Source organism: Lysinibacillus sp. S1, assembly GCF_044986265.1.
Taxonomy (GTDB): Bacteria; Bacillota; Bacilli; order Bacillales_A; family Planococcaceae; genus Lysinibacillus; species Lysinibacillus capsici.
Genome location: NZ_CP173154.1, coordinates 4,288,722 through 4,304,253, shown reverse-complemented (window position 1 = coordinate 4,304,253; position 15,532 = coordinate 4,288,722). Strand labels below are relative to the sequence as shown.

At 34.8% G+C, this 15,532-nt stretch carries 18 protein-coding genes and 2 pseudogenes; 6 read left to right on the top strand and 14 right to left on the bottom strand.

The features are described from left to right. Positions 1-3 precede the first annotated feature (3 nt). The 6 genes from ACHZEU_RS21605 to ACHZEU_RS21580 form a co-directional block, all read right to left on the bottom strand. The gene (locus tag ACHZEU_RS21605) at positions 4-1,026 is read right to left on the bottom strand and encodes a DUF1835 domain-containing protein (protein ID WP_259948140.1); all 1,023 of its coding nucleotides are present in this window, start codon (positions 1,024-1,026) and stop codon (positions 4-6) included. A gap of 266 nt (positions 1,027-1,292) precedes the next feature. Next, entirely contained in the window at positions 1,293-2,282 is a 990-nt protein-coding gene (locus ACHZEU_RS21600; protein ID WP_259948141.1) for a zinc-dependent alcohol dehydrogenase family protein, read from the bottom strand. Positions 2,283-2,300: 18 nt separating this feature from the next. After that, positions 2,301-2,693: a GNAT family N-acetyltransferase gene (locus ACHZEU_RS21595; RefSeq protein ID WP_279495610.1), complete on the bottom strand. Its 393-nt coding sequence runs from the start codon at positions 2,691-2,693 to the stop codon at positions 2,301-2,303. A 69-nt stretch (positions 2,694-2,762) separates the two neighbouring features. Beyond that, positions 2,763-3,446 carry a VOC family protein gene (locus tag ACHZEU_RS21590; RefSeq protein WP_036076277.1) on the bottom strand — a complete coding sequence of 228 codons (684 nt, stop codon included), beginning with the start codon at positions 3,444-3,446 and terminating at the stop codon, positions 2,763-2,765. A gap of 86 nt (positions 3,447-3,532) precedes the next feature. Next, a complete protein-coding gene (locus tag ACHZEU_RS21585) occupies positions 3,533-3,871 on the bottom strand; it encodes a cupin domain-containing protein (protein ID WP_054550083.1) in 339 nt (112 codons plus the stop codon). Between the two features lie 58 nt (positions 3,872-3,929). Beyond that, a complete protein-coding gene (locus ACHZEU_RS21580) occupies positions 3,930-4,682 on the bottom strand; it encodes an SMI1/KNR4 family protein (RefSeq protein ID WP_066036458.1) in 753 nt (250 codons plus the stop codon). Between the two features lie 107 nt (positions 4,683-4,789). Between ACHZEU_RS21580 and ACHZEU_RS21575 the strand changes: the two genes are divergently transcribed. From ACHZEU_RS21575 to ACHZEU_RS21565, 3 genes are all read left to right on the top strand, one after another. Next, complete coding sequence (locus ACHZEU_RS21575; RefSeq protein ID WP_279495611.1) at positions 4,790-5,167, top strand: hypothetical protein; 378 nt, start codon at positions 4,790-4,792, stop codon at positions 5,165-5,167. A gap of 13 nt (positions 5,168-5,180) precedes the next feature. Further along, positions 5,181-5,726: a GNAT family N-acetyltransferase gene (locus ACHZEU_RS21570; RefSeq protein ID WP_404803749.1), complete on the top strand. Its 546-nt coding sequence runs from the start codon at positions 5,181-5,183 to the stop codon at positions 5,724-5,726. Positions 5,727-6,082: 356 nt separating this feature from the next. After that, a complete protein-coding gene (locus ACHZEU_RS21565) occupies positions 6,083-6,217 on the top strand; it encodes a hypothetical protein (protein WP_004226973.1) in 135 nt (44 codons plus the stop codon). A 131-nt stretch (positions 6,218-6,348) separates the two neighbouring features. On the opposite strand, the gene ACHZEU_RS21560 is transcribed toward ACHZEU_RS21565, so the two are convergent. From ACHZEU_RS21560 to ACHZEU_RS21535, 6 genes and pseudogenes are all read right to left on the bottom strand, one after another. Then, positions 6,349-7,212: a GH25 family lysozyme gene (locus ACHZEU_RS21560; protein WP_066036461.1), complete on the bottom strand. Its 864-nt coding sequence runs from the start codon at positions 7,210-7,212 to the stop codon at positions 6,349-6,351. A gap of 215 nt (positions 7,213-7,427) precedes the next feature. Further along, complete coding sequence (locus ACHZEU_RS21555; protein WP_066036462.1) at positions 7,428-7,817, bottom strand: tautomerase family protein; 390 nt, start codon at positions 7,815-7,817, stop codon at positions 7,428-7,430. Between the two features lie 507 nt (positions 7,818-8,324). Beyond that, positions 8,325-8,563, bottom strand: a pseudogene (locus ACHZEU_RS21550) (hypothetical protein). An 872-nt stretch (positions 8,564-9,435) separates the two neighbouring features. Then, positions 9,436-10,152, bottom strand: a complete 717-nt coding sequence (locus ACHZEU_RS21545; protein WP_279495612.1) for a hypothetical protein — start codon at positions 10,150-10,152, stop codon at positions 9,436-9,438. 328 nt (positions 10,153-10,480) lie between these two features. Beyond that, the gene (locus ACHZEU_RS21540) at positions 10,481-11,101 is read right to left on the bottom strand and encodes an AAA family ATPase (RefSeq protein WP_036076269.1); all 621 of its coding nucleotides are present in this window, start codon (positions 11,099-11,101) and stop codon (positions 10,481-10,483) included. Between the two features lie 133 nt (positions 11,102-11,234). Next, positions 11,235-11,576, bottom strand: a complete 342-nt coding sequence (locus ACHZEU_RS21535) for a DUF2834 domain-containing protein (protein WP_081011009.1) — start codon at positions 11,574-11,576, stop codon at positions 11,235-11,237. A 148-nt stretch (positions 11,577-11,724) separates the two neighbouring features. Here ACHZEU_RS21535 and ACHZEU_RS21530 point away from each other — a divergent pair. Next, positions 11,725-11,838: pseudogene (locus tag ACHZEU_RS21530) on the top strand (type II toxin-antitoxin system HicB family antitoxin); the annotation flags it as partial. 144 nt (positions 11,839-11,982) lie between these two features. Here the strand turns inward: ACHZEU_RS21530 and ACHZEU_RS21525 are convergent. Then, on the bottom strand, positions 11,983-12,456 hold the full coding sequence (locus ACHZEU_RS21525; RefSeq protein ID WP_259948156.1) for a hypothetical protein: 474 nt from the start codon (positions 12,454-12,456) through the stop codon (positions 11,983-11,985). Positions 12,457-12,877: 421 nt separating this feature from the next. On the opposite strand from ACHZEU_RS21525, the gene ACHZEU_RS21520 reads away from it, so the two are divergent. Both ACHZEU_RS21520 and ACHZEU_RS21515 read left to right on the top strand, forming a co-directional pair. Further along, positions 12,878-13,024, top strand: a complete 147-nt coding sequence (locus ACHZEU_RS21520) for a hypothetical protein (RefSeq protein ID WP_279495613.1) — start codon at positions 12,878-12,880, stop codon at positions 13,022-13,024. Between the two features lie 124 nt (positions 13,025-13,148). Next, positions 13,149-13,361 (top strand): tyrosine-type recombinase/integrase, encoded by a 213-nt coding sequence (locus tag ACHZEU_RS21515; protein WP_404804607.1) that lies wholly within the window; start codon positions 13,149-13,151, stop codon positions 13,359-13,361. Between the two features lie 109 nt (positions 13,362-13,470). Here ACHZEU_RS21515 and lepA read toward each other — a convergent pair whose 3' ends face one another. Next, complete coding sequence (lepA, locus tag ACHZEU_RS21510; RefSeq protein ID WP_004226914.1) at positions 13,471-15,297, bottom strand: translation elongation factor 4; 1,827 nt, start codon at positions 15,295-15,297, stop codon at positions 13,471-13,473. Positions 15,298-15,532: the final 235 nt, after the last annotated feature.

The following is a 15,532-nucleotide window of genomic DNA, read 5'->3' as shown; positions in this document are numbered from 1 at the left end:
AAATCATGAAGGATTATAGTTCGTTGCATCTGCTAACTTTACTTTATAGTGTAATATTCCCTTTAACTCACCTTCATAAGAAAAAATGCCTTGCTGAATTAATTGACGCAGACGATAGTCGATCCATTCAGCCTCTCTCAATTCTTCCATATGCCCCAGTACCTCTCCAATTAACCTAGCTGCAACTTCGTAATGAATTTCCTCTTGTTCTTCCTGTAAACGTTTAGCACAGGTAATGATCAAGTCATCCTCTCTATCCTCATTATTATTTCCCCAAAGTTCATGATATTTCCATGTATGTATGCAATCGTAATCATCCATTAACAGATTTAGCCCTTCTTTGCATAGGGAGTGCCTCAATGCTTCTTTTAATGGCCATCTTTGGAAATGTTCATAAAAGTAAAGTAAATCCTCTGTGCTGACCTCTCCAGTCGATCTTGGATAATGATCCTCTGCTAACTGTGGTAAAGTATATAACTCATGAAATAACTGAAAAGTATCTAATACATAGATATCATTTGTTTTCTGTTCGAGCATCGCCAAAACGAGTCGAAGCCCTATTTGCTCATGAGCATTTTGACAAGTCCAAATCAGTATATCCTGATGAGGGGGGATATTTTTAATTTTCTCTATTGCTTCCTTCATCTCCCGCTCACATATGATCAATCCATCATCTTCTATTAGATAGCGCTGTTCCAACCATTGAAAACGAGCTTCAATTCCGTCCCTTGTATGTACATCTTTTAAAGGACCAACAGAAAAATTACCTGGCACAACAATAATCTCCTCGGACTTAGCATAGTCAGGATTACGAAAGGCTGCTTTCAAGCTCCCCCCAGGTGAATGACCGAATACAATATGCACTGTTTGTACCGTTGAAGCATCCCGCTCCTCAGCTTGCTGTAATAAAAACTGTAACATGCTATCTCTTGACTGTTCATTTATTAAAGTTAAAAGAAGCATCGACTTCGCATCAGCTTCACTCAATCGTTGTATTGACTGTTTTAGTTGGTTGATCTTCTCCATCATCTGTACTCCTTTATTTAAAAACACCTAACCTTATCATACCTCTTTATTACCTCAAATTACTAATTTAGTTAGTTTTAAAGATATGTTACTACTATTGCTAGTGAATTCTTTAATCTGGGCGGAGGCTCACTTCTTTTGAGCGACTTGCTCACTTTTTGGAGCAGGACAATGTATGAACTATATTCTCCAGAGCTAAAAACACTCATGTCCCTATAAAAAAACATACTACACGTAGTAGCTCAACTACGACGGTAGTATGTTATTTAATCAACATTCGTTAAAAATACTTTTCCTTTTTTAGTTCCCTCAACAGCATCGATTGCCTTATGGATATCCAATAATGGAAAACGAGCATGTACATTCATCATTTTTAAGGAGCCATCCTGTACAAGGTGTATAAGTTGTTGCATCGTTTGTTGCCATTTTTCAATTGACGTCTGACGTTGCCAATGGCGTAAATGAAACATCCTCGCTTGTACCTTTGCTTCCTTCACAATGTTTGTCCAATTTACCTGAATACCCGATAAAAGACCAATAGCTAAAAAAATACCCTCGGGCTTTACGCAGAAGGCAAGCTGATTGCCAGCCTCTCCACCAATCGAATCAATTGCTGCATCTGCTCCCCTACCATTTGTTAATGCCATAACGGTTTCGTAAAGTGGCATATTAGAGGTATCAATGACAAAAGCTGCACCAAGTTGCAGTAATTCTTCAGTATGCTGATTACTTCGTGTCACAGCAATAAGTTGATAGCCTAGCAATTTCGCAAGTTGAGCATAGAGATGTCCAATGGCAGAGCCACAAGCATTTACTAATAAGACATCGTTTGATTGTAAATTAAGTACCTCTGAGCATGTTACGAAGGCTGTAATTGGATTAATATACATTTGTGCTGCTGTAAAATCATTCATCGTGTCAGGAATAGTCACTGCAAAATCTGCTTGCGTTTTCACTACTTCCTGCCAAGTTCCCTCTCCCCGTAACGGTAATACGCGCTGACCAATAATCTTTGGTGAAACAAGCGGTCCAACAGCTTCTATTATTCCTACTCCCTCATAGCCAGGGATAGTTGGTAAAGTGATTCTATGAGCATATTTCCCCCATATTGGTATTAAATCTGAGGGATTAATCGGTCTGGCTAGCATGCGAACAAGAATTTCTTGACCTTGAGGAGGCTCGATTGTTTTATTCTCTAGCCTTACAACCTCTTGCGGATTTCCAAATTCATAAATTTTTAGGCATTTTGCTTTCAACGATTCTAGCTCCTTTATTCATTCTGTATAGAACAACATCATACGTTCCTTAAATCCAAGCTTCTGATAGAAAGGTTGTTTACCTTTGGCACAAAATAATTGAACCCATTTTATATTTTCTTTCTGACATTGCTCTAAAAGAGCATCCATCACCATTGTGCCAACTCCTTTTCGTTGATAATCAGGATGCACCATCACATCACAGATAAATGTTTGATAGATACTATCAGAGATAATACGTCCATAGCCAATTAGATTGCCTTCATCATATATAGATGTACTGAACCAGCTATTACAAATAGCCTTGTATAATTGTTCATACGTATACTGCCCTTTTGCATTCCAGCCAGTTGTTTGGTGCAATGCTTTATACGAGTCTATCGTCGGATTTGTTTCTTTGATTATATACATATAACACCCTCCTTATTTTGAATAAATATACAAAATAACATATATTTAATCAACAATAAGTTTATGATGTTAGAGTTGCAGAAGCTTTAATTGCCCTTCTTCATCCATATTTAATTGTAAAGCTTCGTCTATTTCAATACTAATCGGGCTGATAACTGCTTTCTTATCAGAAAAATACCACAGACGTCCACTCGGTCCTAATAGGATATTGGCTCCGTCTTCATAGTTTCCTAGAAAATTAAGGCCATCCAGTTGAATTTCCTTGTTTGCTATAGGGTTTATAGCATACTTCTTTAATTTTTCAGCAATTGTTTGAATGTCATCTGACGTTAAATTGATTTCTCCAATATGTAACACTTGCTCTACAGAAAAATTAACTTCAGCATGTTTCGGATTTATTTCCTGTCTTGCAATAAGCTCTACTATATTGCCTTCTGGATCGTAGAAATAGCATGCATATGCTTTTAAAAACTCAAAATAGACTTCATCCTGCCCCTCTGAATCCAGCAAGCCTACATGCTCTTCTGCCCAAATCTTTGCCTGTTGAAATAAGTTACTAGGAATATTTAATGCAAAATGATACTGCTTTGGCATTTTAGAAGGCATCTTTTCAAATGTCATCCTGCTTTCTCCCACGGCTATTGTAAAATAGTCAGCTGTTCTTTCTAACAAAGTAAAACCTAACAAATCAACATAAAATTGCTCCATTTTTTGCATATCATGAACATATAATTTTACCTTCGTAATCTTCATCTTTAAGCACCCCTTTACACTCCCTACTATACAAGTAGCTGATTAGAATGGCTTCATGCAAAAGAATGAAGTTTACTTTCGTATAGTTAGAGAAGCTCTCGATCTCCCCTGCTATTTGGCTGCGATATTACGAGGAATTCTACATCTTCTTGTGAATCGTTTCGCATTTGATGTGGTAAATTTGGAGGTACTTCAATTCCCTCATGTTGCTTTAACTCAATTCTTTGGTCATTCAGTTCTATTGTAGCTGTGCCTGAAAGAACAAAGAAAAACTGCTGTGCATGATGGTGATAATGATTTACCTCAGCTGTTTGAGCAGGCATCCGCTCATGTATCACACTAAGCTCCCTATTTTGTACAAGATGCCAGCCATCACACTGTGCTCCCCATTGATAATGTTGTGCTAATGCTTTGTTAATTTTCATCCTTACACTTCCTTCCCTGCTTTAGAGGAGGGATATCCATCATTCTTGTTAACTTCCCTCATCCAATAAATTCAGCTAAGCTAATTTTCCTTTTTTGAAAATCTGCACGGATAGCCTGTAACTCAGCTTCTAACTTTAAGGCACCTGCTTCAACTCCCCTATAAATTACTAGCGGGGGCTGTTCTAAAGCCTTTCTCGCTTGTGAATAATCATAAGATAATAATTTTTTTAGCAACAATAATGTCTTTAGTTTATCTTTTCCTTCCCCAGTAATAGTTAGTTCATAGTACGCTACAGAACTTTCTTCAGGCAACATTTCTTCTAAACTAGGTGGAATCAGTACACTTTCAAGGAACAAAATTAAATTGTCATAAGCCATTGAAAAATGCCAATTGCCTGTCCCATGGGGAGCGGTAAAAACAGCCGTATCACCTCTTGATAGATCCAGACAATAGGGATCGCCTTCATCTGTGGCAATGACTAAATAATCATGTGGCCAATCCTCAATCATCTCATCTGTCACTGGATTATAATTATAGCCCTCCTGCCCACGTATTAAATCTCTTGCGCCATAGATATTTAGATTAATATAATCACCTGTAGCCCATGTAACCCTTTCAACAACATAATGTCTCAAAAAATAAACATACTCTGCTGGCAATGACCACCCACCATCCACAAATTGGCTAATATCCTCTTCTGATTGATGATAAAAAACCATGGGATAGGCTGACTCCCGCTCCTGAAGCTCATCAATACAATCACGCATTTGCTGTAATATTGCATCGAGTTTCTTTTCTAAATCTTTCAATGGAATTCTCTCCTTTTGATGACCAAGTGTCTTTCTTGCATTTTAACATACCCCATCATTAACCAAATAAGGGGAACATGTTATAATCATTAAAATAGACTGGTAGTATGCATAACGTGAACAAAAATAACGGATGGGAGCGATCTGTCATGCAACATACGAATGAACAGATAATACAGCAAGCCAACACGGAATTTTTGAAAGCACTTCGCTATTTAGATTATGGCAAGGTAAAACAAGGGGAAGCATGTCTCAAACAAGCCACCCATTTGGCAAATCTGCTGAATGACCATATCACATTTATTCGTGCTGCCATTTGTTATGGAGAGTTGCTATGGCACGCTGAAAAATATGATGCCTCCGATCATTGGTTACAGCTGGCACTTGATCGATTGACCGCAGTACAGCAAGATATAAATGACTTACTAGATGTGGATGTGCAACGAGTTCGATCCCTACTAAACCACCAACGACATCCATTATAAGGAGCAAGCAATCATGCAATTACTTATTAGACGTCCAGAACAGTCGGACATCCAGGCGTTACACGAATTCTTTGATCTTGTCATTCGGGATACTTATAAAAAAGAAGGAATTGCCGAGCTAGTGGACGATCAACAGGATGAATGGGAAACGAAAAAACAGTATGTAGCAATGGACTTAGAAAGCCAGGGCAAAAAAAGATTTTTCTGGTTAGCTTTAAATGAAGAAACCAATGACATAATAGGCACTATCGAATGCGGTGCAGCCAACGAAATCATTCAACAAACAATCAAAGAGGAACTATTCAATTGTCTAGAAATCGGTACCGTTTTTGTTCATCCTAACTATCAAAATCGTGGGATCGGCACCATGCTACTACAGAAAATGCTCCTAACGTTAGAAAATCGAAGGGTTCCTAGTCTTTGTTTAGATAGTGGATATAAACAAGCGCAAATGATCTGGCAGAAGAAATTTGGACAGCCTGATTTTGTCCTTGAAAACTATTGGGGAGCAAATAGTCACCATATGATATGGAAACGAACACTACCTTTTCGAATATAGAAGTAAAAAATGCTCTATCAGATTACACAAGAACCTCTATGTAAAAAACAAATCTTTAGTCAATAACATGCTTTATGCATACAATATAAAACACTTTCCCAAATGATTTACAGGGTGTTATTAGGAATTACACATAAGGTTCGTGGTTTAGGGTATGACAAATTACAATGAATACTCAGTATGATTTCCACTTAGCTTTCAAGTGTTACCATCTGATGAAAATATCCTAATAAAAATTTACGGGACTCTCGATATGTGGGATAAGACTCTAAAAAAGACTTTGGATCAGTATGATGATTGGTAAGCAATAAAGAGATTATAAATGCTAATACTTATTATGTTTGGAGGGGAATGAAATGTTAAAATTCATTGATGATTTAGCGGGTGCGGTTTTCGATGTTTTTATGTTGTTTTGTTATTTCTTTGCAGGCGTAATAATTGTAGGAGTCCCCATTTTTTTATTAGCTAAGTTTTTCCTATTGTTTCACTAAATTTCAAACAGGTTGGTCGCACTATAAAAGGAATCACTATAAATAGTGATTCCTTTTATGACGAATACACTCAATATTAGGCTAAATATTTTGTTGCTAGTTCTCAGGTACTTATGGGCGAGACAATGCTATTATTTAATAAATTTATCATAGAACCGTTTGAGCATCGTTGCCATTTGTTGTCTTGTGAGTGTATCTGTAGGATTCATACACTTGCCATCGCCTCGTATAACTCCCTCTTCAATGGCCCACTCCCAATCTTCTTTATGTGCTGGTGATACCATAGCATTTGATTTTATCCCAACTAATAACTCTTTCATTTCAGTAAGTTCCTGTTTTAGTTGTTTGTTTTCTTTCTGTAATTCTTCATACTGAGACAATGATATTTCCTTCTTCTTATCAGTATCTGTGAACCAGGATAAAGACTTAGATCCATTTAATTGGTTTAAATCTACAGTTCCTTTAATACCTGCTACAATCCCTTTGTCTGTGTACTGCCATAAGTCACAAGCAAAGTTTGGCTTTAGTCCAGGTGAGCTAGAGCCACTATAGCGAGGAATCCATAGGAAATCATAATTTTTAACGGTATCCATCAGATAAGGTTTGTAAAAATGATGGCCTGTATATAGCCCGACTTTTACAGCCTTACTTTTTAAATAATCAATAAACACCTGTGTGCCTTGTACGATTTTTTGGACACTAGCACCAAAGCTTTCTTCGATATCTACAACATAAAATAGCGGATTATAGTTTTTTGCTCTGTTATAGAAGTCTTTTGCTTGTTCCAATGCCTCAGTACCATTTTTAAAGGTAACATAAATATAAACACCAAAAGGTACCTTGTACTTAATACATGCTTCTATATTTTGAACGTATTTACGGTCAATTGTGCTTGTACCATATTGTGTGCGGATGATAGCCAAATCAACATCTTTAACCGCTTCAGACCAATCAATATCTCCTTGATGATGTGAAATGTCTATGATATAACTCATACAATTTTCTCCTCCCTAAAAATAGTAAATAAATTATGAATAGCGACAAACCCATTGCTTCAAGCATTATTTAGAATCATTCATTAAATAAAGTTATGTAGATTATTTTAGTCCTTATAGATTCTTCATTTACCGATTTTTAGTGGTCAGATAATTAAAAAGACAGAGCACATTTCACATAGTCGAATTAACTCTAAAAAAATAGCGGCTTTATATCAAATATTTACTTTGTAATTAAGTGCTAATTCATCCCCAGGTAACCCTCTTATTCCCCAATTATGTTTAGGCGTTTCAAAAATTGTAATTTCAACATCTTGAGGTGAAATATTTAATTTGTTATTTATGCGTTCAAATAGTAGCTTTACTAATTGTTTTTTAGCTTGAATCGTTCTACCTTCAAACATACTAATTTCTATTATTGTATATGATTCAGTTCTTTCACTTGCAAAATAAAAATCCTCTTTGTCCATAGGAAAAAAGCGATGAAATTTCTTATCTAATGGATATTCAAGTGCGTCCACCATACAAGAATGGATAATATTCGATAATGTTTCCTTAATGGGATTTAACCTTCTCTTAACACCATAAATTTTAATTTGTCCCAACGACCTCTCACCTTTCTTGACTTACTAATCTAAACTCAACTACCAAATACTGTTCTATAACGATATTATAAAATTCTTCAACATGACCATCAAGCTAATTCTATGCTTGGTTTCATTTAAACAATCACCCAATTTATTCATGAAACAAATGTGAACTATTTAAACCAACAATTCCAAAATAATAACTCTACTTAACTGTGACCATAATTAACTGCAATACGCTGCAAGCTCAGGTAGAAACAGTTATCCAAATAGTACACATTCTGTTGTTCCAATCTGATAAAGAAATAGATATAAAATATATTATTGTTGATGACAAACTAACGTTTGAAGTTGTGGGTGCCTATATACCTTAAAGCTCCAGGAAATGAAAGAGAGAGTGAGAGAAGCTCAGGACATACTGTTGCTTCGTTAGTTTCTACACCACTACATTTAAATAAATGAAAAGGAAGAACCTTAAATTACTAAAAATTAACTACTCAATTTTAAATGAGCACCTCATCTTTACTATTCAATTTCAAAAATGACCCAAACTTTATATCTACCTTCAATACTATTTTCTGTATAAACTCTACACTCTTTTATAGAAGCTAATCTAAAAGCAAGCGAATAGGCTATTTTGTAATCTGGTGTATCATATCCGTTATAAATTCTTCCATATATTTCATTTGCAATTGAATCTGCCCAGGTGTCAGCTTCATATAGAGTATCGAAAGTATTTCTTCTCTGTTCCATTTAATAGTCATTTCATAAACTCCTACGTAGTAATAGAAATAATCTAGATGAATGTATTGTTAGGAATTTGAATTCCATATTTCAAAGCAAGTAGCTACGGATCGTTTCGTAAAATCTTTAAATTGCACTTTGCAAATAATTTGATTTTTCCGAAAATTAAAGAGATTGCAATTACAAAGGGATATTAATATAAAATTATATGAAAGTACTATAAAATTATTTCTAATATTGAGAAAGGTGGAAGTAATATGATTTCAATATACAAATCATTCATATTAGCGGTGGTAATAGGGTTATACGTATATATAGCCAGTAAAAGTGAAAATAGCGTGCTTCTAAATTTTGTCATACTTTATATGATAATTTCAATAGTTTATTTATTATTTAGAAAGATTGAAAAAGAAAAAAGTAAGGAAAAATAACTTAATTAAAAGTAGGAGATTCGAGACCTTTGAAAAGATTCACTGTAAACTATCTGAAAAAAAAGCAGAGGATAGTAGCCAAAACAAAAAATGCCCAAGTATTCAATTAAAAACAAGTAACTGGGCATTATTATGACTAATTACTATGTTGTGTATGTATTATACCATTTTGAAGAGTTAAATAATGGTTTTTTTGGAATCAAAGGAAGCACCAAATTTTATTCCGAAGTTCCTCTTTTTTATATGCATTTATCATATTACCGATTACCTTTTCCAACACAATTTTCAATAAGCTCGCAGAAATGCTCATTATATTTTTCTATAGGTCATGTTTCTTCTCTCAACACGGTGACATGAAGGTGGAAGAAAACATTGAAGCCCCCACAACAGAGTGGTCTTAATTGGCAGGTTTCTAAACATCATTTCCATGAATAATTCAAGATTTTTATCAAATTCTTTTATTAATTTATGACCTCTTTAAAGCCTATTCGATGTATGATAAGACGATAGCCAGAGTATCCTTCTTCGTCTAGAAACTCCTCAAATTCTCCATAGACAATTATAAGTGTATTGTTTTTATAAGCGTTCTGCATGTTTCTGATAATTTTTTCTTTCACGTCAGGGTTAGCGCTCTGAAAGTGACAATTTATAAGCTCAGAGTATTTACTTAGATAAAAAGATAGAGTGCCATCACTATGTTTTTCGAGTCCATCTGGAGGATTACCGGCTGTCCACAATAAAGTTTTACGCATTGCATAATAAGCTTTCTCCATTCCTAATTCTGTAAGCATGACATTTATATATGTATCTTGCTCCTCAAAAGTAGAGTCCAGCTCTAACGTATCAAGACGTATTTCTCCTACGTTGTCATAATTTTCAAAACTAGAATCTTCTCCGTCTAAAATGTCCGACTCTTTAAGTTCTACTACAGTTGATTGATTTTCTCCGATAGCAGTATGCTCAGGTGGTGGAATCATATAAACTGAGCCGCCCCGTTCCTCTATTCTTTCTTTCGCTGCCTCCAGGCTGTCCTCACTGAACATAGACTCTACTAGTTCTTGCGTATGAATTTCCTTTTCAACTTCGCCCATAGACTCTTCTTCTGTCTCTGAACTACACCCTGCAATAATTACAAATAAAAGTGCGACAATTGTTATAATAACGCTTTGTATTTTCATATTACATACTCCTCCCTCTAGTTCAATTTTGTTCGAACTCTTTTAATAATACCTCAAATAAAGTTTATTTGGATAACTATTTCCATTTATTATAAAAGCCAATTCTCCAAATTAGGTCTATTTATATTTTTTGGAATACTATCACTTATATTTAATCAATTATTAAAAGTTACTGAACGTTTTTTATATGAGGTTTCTTTTATATGAAATGCATGATTAGACTTCATATTAGACCGCTCCCCAGCCTTGCTCTAGGTTTGATGGGGGAAAATTTAAGACCACCCATTTTGGAGTGGTCTTTTATGGTGTATTTAATTAAAGCATTCCGTTAGTTGAATAAGTAAATCTGTCTTGCGTAGGAATCCCAATCTTTATTATCAGTATTTATTTCAATTGTAGGTATGATTGAATTTTCAGCTTGACTCCTATACTCTTGTTGTTGGTCTAATAATAATTCACACGCTAATTTCTTTTCTTGCATGGTTTTCCCTTCCCATTCATTGGGATTTCTACTACTTATTCTTTCCTCTAAATTCTCTGGTGATACAGTTAACAAAGTACATCTTGCTCCCATTCCAAGTAACTGGGCTTCTAATTCCTTAATTTCATCTGATATTGAATGAGAAAATGCTACTCGATGATTTAAATGAAACCTTTCCAAAATAAAGAATAAGCCTTTTGAACGTTGAGTTTGTCCAATTTCTCTTGACCAATTATTTAACATTTTCAACATCGTGACTCTTTCTCTTAAGACTTGTAAGTGTTCCTCTCGACTTAACGACTTTAATTCACCATTTACTTTGTGTAATACTTGCGAATAATGCTCACTGAGAACTATGACACTACGTTCGGCATCATCACTTGCGTGAAGTTGTTTCAACGCTTTTAAGACTGATGTTTTTCCAGCATTCGAATAGCCTTCTAAGATTATCCCTCTAAAATCACTCATTTTCTCCCCCTAATTAATGTAATCTCTATCTAAATAAGGACTGTAGAATTATTTACGGTTGTTAAACTAACCTGCTCCGTTTGCCATCCATGTAACACAAAATCAATACAACACCATAGAAAATGTAAGATTTTCACGTTCTTTCATTGGAGTTTAACAACACTTCTTTCTTTATGTATGACTCTCTGAAAAACAAAAATAACGGTAATGCCAGCGATAAACCAACTGTAAACAAAGTTAATAGACATATCCACTTTTCTTTAATGTTATACTTTCTTGACTCATTAAACATAAAGATTATAAAAACAAAGCATGAAATAAAAAAGTCAACAGCGAAGAAGGTCGATATCGAGTTTGCAAATAATAAATCTACTAATAACCCTAAATCAAATCCGTTTTTGTTCAAGAATTGCACCAAAAAATAATACGGGAATACTGTGCCGATAATCGCAAATAACAAGTACACTTTTCTCATTTAAATTAAACTTCCCCTCTTTATATGATTTTCACAAATAATATACTTCTTAATTAAACTCTTTCAGTTTAATCATATCTCATAAAAAATAATTTAAATATAAATATAAATATAAATATTTCCATTTACCATTCCAACCAATTGTCTTTTAACTATTCCTAAATGGTTAAATGATGCTGCTGAAAATGAAAATATAAATTTCTCTCAATTACTTCAGTTCGTCATAAAAGAACGCTTAGGAATCATTAGAAAAGAACAATAAACAAAAAAAGAACAGGTACTCACTTTCAAATGAGCGCCTGGTCTTTATTTTGGTAACTGATTAAAAATTATTCAACTTTTATATTAAAGGCTTTATTATGTTCTATTTGTTAAATATCCTACTACATTGATTTTTATTATAAACTCAAAAGCTATTTGCCTCTGATATTAGGGTCTCTACAAATTCGTTAATTTGCTCCATTTTCACTTTTAAACATAGTGCAGGCCCAGTTTCTGATGCACTATGATTATTTCTCTCCCCAGCATCTAACACAAAAATTAGTCTATAATAAGGTTCCCATTCGTCTCTTTCATGTTCAGGTACTTGAAGAAAACCATGTCCAGGGTAATAATAAGAACCAAATAGTGGGATATGATAAATACATAAACCAGGATCATGGGCCTCTAACATACTTAGATGTTTAGTATCAATTTGTCTTAGATCTTCTAATAATTTAAAAAAGTCTCTTCTCATACAAACTATTTCAGAACTTATTTCAGGAAAACTATGACCTGATCGAAATAGAATATTAAATTTCACACTAGATTCATTAACTAAAACTAAATTTATTTCAACTTCACAATTAGGTTGATCACTATAATCTTTTAATAAAGCCATAATTTAAACCCCTTTACACTATTAGCAATAGTTATATTAACTAAATTACAACAATCCACAGTGACTATACCATGGATTGTTGTAATGTTATATATGAATTACCTTTATACTGGATCTCCCGTAGTGCTTTTTTTACTTTATATCTCCTTTGTACTGCCAATTGCTTTTTAACCATTTCAATTTCTTTTCTTTTTGATTATATACTGTATCGATAACATCAGTATTTTTATTAAGTAAGACTGCATAATTTGATTCTATGTTTGTAAAAAAAAACCATTACCAATTAAGGTAACCGGCCCCTACTGTTAAGCGCTACGTTGTGCAATGATAATTTCTAATCCTTTTAAATCTCCATTTCTACTGCGGGTTGCGTGTAGGAGGAGTGTGTGGACTTGAATGGAAACACATAAATTTTGAAGAAATGACATTGGAGGTTGAACAACAATTAGTTGGTATTAAAGATGAAAATGGGAAAGCACAATGGCAACCTAGACCTCCAAAATCAAAGGCTGGTTATCGAACAATTCCATTTGGTAATATGCTCGCAGAAATGCTAAAAACGTATTAAAAAAGCACAAATAGAAAATCGTTTAAAATATAGTAAGTTTTATCAAAAGGATTCTGAACATGATTATGTATGTAAAAAAATGGCGAACATTGTACGCCAAGTGTAATTATATAATACTAGAAAAATAAGCGAAAAGTTAAATATTAGTTTTAACTATCATTCCTTACGCCACACACATGCTACAACTTTAATCGAAAATGGTACACCTGTTAAAACAGTACAAAAAAGATTAGGACATAGTCGAGCTACTGTAACAGAAGATCGCTATGTCCATCTCACTGAGAAAATGGCTAGAGATGTTGCGAACATCTTTGACTCATTTGCTCAAGATATATAAGAAAAGAATTTCTAACTTATTTTTTTATGGTGAGGAATTGGTGGGAAACCCCACCAAATTGATATAAAATCAATTATTAAAAACCCCTATAAACCCTGTTATATCAATATTACTTCGAATCATCCATCTTCAGCACAGCCATGAATGCCTCTTGAGGGACTTCGACTGAGCCTACTTGTTTCATACGTTTTTTACCTTCTTTTTGTTTATCAAGAAGTTTTCGTTTACGGGAAATATCTCCACCATAACATTTCGCTAATACGTTTTTACGGATGGCTTTAATTGTTGAACGCGCCACGATTTTTTGTCCAACTGCTGCTTGAATTGGTACTTCAAATTGTTGGCGTGGGATTAATTCTTTTAATTTTTCTACGATGATTTTACCTCGATCGTAGGCAAAGTCACGGTGTACGATAAAGCTTAGGGCATCGACTTGCTCACCATTTAATAAAATATCCATTTTCACTAATTTCGATGGCTGGTAACCAATAAGTTCATAGTCGAATGATGCATAGCCCTTTGTATTTGATTTTAAATAGTCAAAGAAATCATAGACAATTTCTGATAATGGCATTTCATAAATAATACTTACACGCGATGTATCAATATAATCCATCGTCATGAAATTACCACGCTTCATTTGACAAAGTTCCATAACCGCTCCCACATAATCATTTGGTACCATGATTGTTGCTTTCACATATGGTTCCTCAACACGATCGATTTTTTGAGGGTCTGGCATAAAGGATGGATTATCGACTTTCAGCTCAGTACCATCTGTCATATGAACATTGTAAATTACGGAAGGTGCTGTTGTAATTAAGTCGATATTAAATTCACGCTCAATACGCTCCTGAATAATTTCCATATGTAGTAATCCTAAGAATCCACAGCGGAAACCAAAACCAAGTGCTTGCGATGTCTCTGGCTCATATTGTAGAGCAGAATCATTTAACTCTAGCTTTTCTAACGCTTCACGTAAATCGTTGTATTTGGCTGTATCAATTGGATACAAACCACAGTAGACCATTGGGTTCAAACGGCGATAACCAGCTAATGGCTCAGCTGCAGGACGATTTGCATAGGTTACAGTATCCCCTACACGTGTGTCCCCTACATTTTTGATAGATGCGGTTAAATAACCTACATCACCCACTGTTAACTCAGCCTGTGGCACAACTTTTGGTGTATGTACCCCAACTTCAATAACTTCGAATTCCGCACCTGTTGCCATCATACGAATTTTATCGCCAGGCTTGACAGTACCATTGATGACACGAATCGAAATGATAACACCTTTATAGGCATCATAAACAGAGTCAAAAATTAAAGCTTGTAGTGGTGCATCTGGATCACCAGTTGGCGCTGGTACCTTCTCTACGATTTGCTCTAGAATATCCTCGATACCAATACCTGCTTTCGCAGAAGCTAATACTGCTTCAGAGGCATCTAATCCAATAACATCTTCTACTTCTTGACGTACACGTTCAGGGTCAGCTGCAGGTAAATCAATTTTATTGATTACAGGTAAAATTTCTAAATCATTGTCTAGTGCTAAGTAAACATTTGCTAGTGTTTGTGCTTCAATACCTTGTGCTGCGTCCACAACTAATATGGCACCCTCACAAGCAGCTAAACTACGTGATACTTCATATGTGAAATCGACGTGTCCTGGTGTGTCGATTAAATGAAATGTATACACTTCGCCGTCTTTTGCTTCGTACTTTAATTGAACTGCATTTAACTTAATTGTAATGCCTCGCTCACGCTCTAAATCCATTGAGTCGAGGAGCTGTGCCTTCATCTCACGGGAAGTTAAAGATTTTGTTTGCTCTAAAATACGGTCAGCAAGCGTTGATTTCCCATGGTCAATATGTGCAATAATAGAGAAATTTCGTATATTCTCTTGTCGTTTTAAACGTGCTTCTCGGTTCATCTTTTCCACTCCTAATTAAACTATAATGAATTATACTATGAACATAACGCAAAGTACAACAGCAACTAGACTTGAAAGCCTATAATATCAATACTTTCAGTGTTTCATGTCGTTTTTAAATTTTACAGTATTAAGTATATAAATGCAGACAAATCAGCTATAGTAGTACTCGATGTGTAGCAGTGGAAATGAAAATGCGTCTACTCGACATGAGGAGAGATTCGATGGATGAATC

Bases quoted from the DNA above. Each gene is read 5' to 3' on its own strand.
- ACHZEU_RS21575 (WP_279495611.1), top strand. From the start codon at position 4,790: ATGCATAACGTGAACAAAAATAACGGATGGGAGCGATCTGTCATGCAA.
- ACHZEU_RS21590 (WP_036076277.1), bottom strand. From the start codon at position 3,446: ATGAAGATTACGAAGGTAAAATTATATGTTCATGATATGCAAAAAATG.
- ACHZEU_RS21570 (WP_404803749.1), top strand. From the start codon at position 5,181: ATGCAATTACTTATTAGACGTCCAGAACAGTCGGACATCCAGGCGTTA.
- ACHZEU_RS21565 (WP_004226973.1), top strand. From the start codon at position 6,083: ATGTTAAAATTCATTGATGATTTAGCGGGTGCGGTTTTCGATGTTTTT.
- ACHZEU_RS21525 (WP_259948156.1), bottom strand. From the start codon at position 12,456: ATGGCTTTATTAAAAGATTATAGTGATCAACCTAATTGTGAAGTTGAA.
- ACHZEU_RS21520 (WP_279495613.1), top strand. From the start codon at position 12,878: ATGACATTGGAGGTTGAACAACAATTAGTTGGTATTAAAGATGAAAAT.
- ACHZEU_RS21595 (WP_279495610.1), bottom strand. From the start codon at position 2,693: ATGTATATAATCAAAGAAACAAATCCGACGATAGACTCGTATAAAGCA.
- ACHZEU_RS21585 (WP_054550083.1), bottom strand. From the start codon at position 3,871: ATGAAAATTAACAAAGCATTAGCACAACATTATCAATGGGGAGCACAG.
- lepA (WP_004226914.1), bottom strand. From the start codon at position 15,297: ATGAACCGAGAAGCACGTTTAAAACGACAAGAGAATATACGAAATTTC.
- ACHZEU_RS21545 (WP_279495612.1), bottom strand. From the start codon at position 10,152: ATGAAAATACAAAGCGTTATTATAACAATTGTCGCACTTTTATTTGTA.
- ACHZEU_RS21560 (WP_066036461.1), bottom strand. From the start codon at position 7,212: ATGAGTTATATCATAGACATTTCACATCATCAAGGAGATATTGATTGG.
- ACHZEU_RS21540 (WP_036076269.1), bottom strand. From the start codon at position 11,101: ATGAGTGATTTTAGAGGGATAATCTTAGAAGGCTATTCGAATGCTGGA.
- ACHZEU_RS21605 (WP_259948140.1), bottom strand. From the start codon at position 1,026: ATGGAGAAGATCAACCAACTAAAACAGTCAATACAACGATTGAGTGAA.
- ACHZEU_RS21535 (WP_081011009.1), bottom strand. From the start codon at position 11,576: ATGAGAAAAGTGTACTTGTTATTTGCGATTATCGGCACAGTATTCCCG.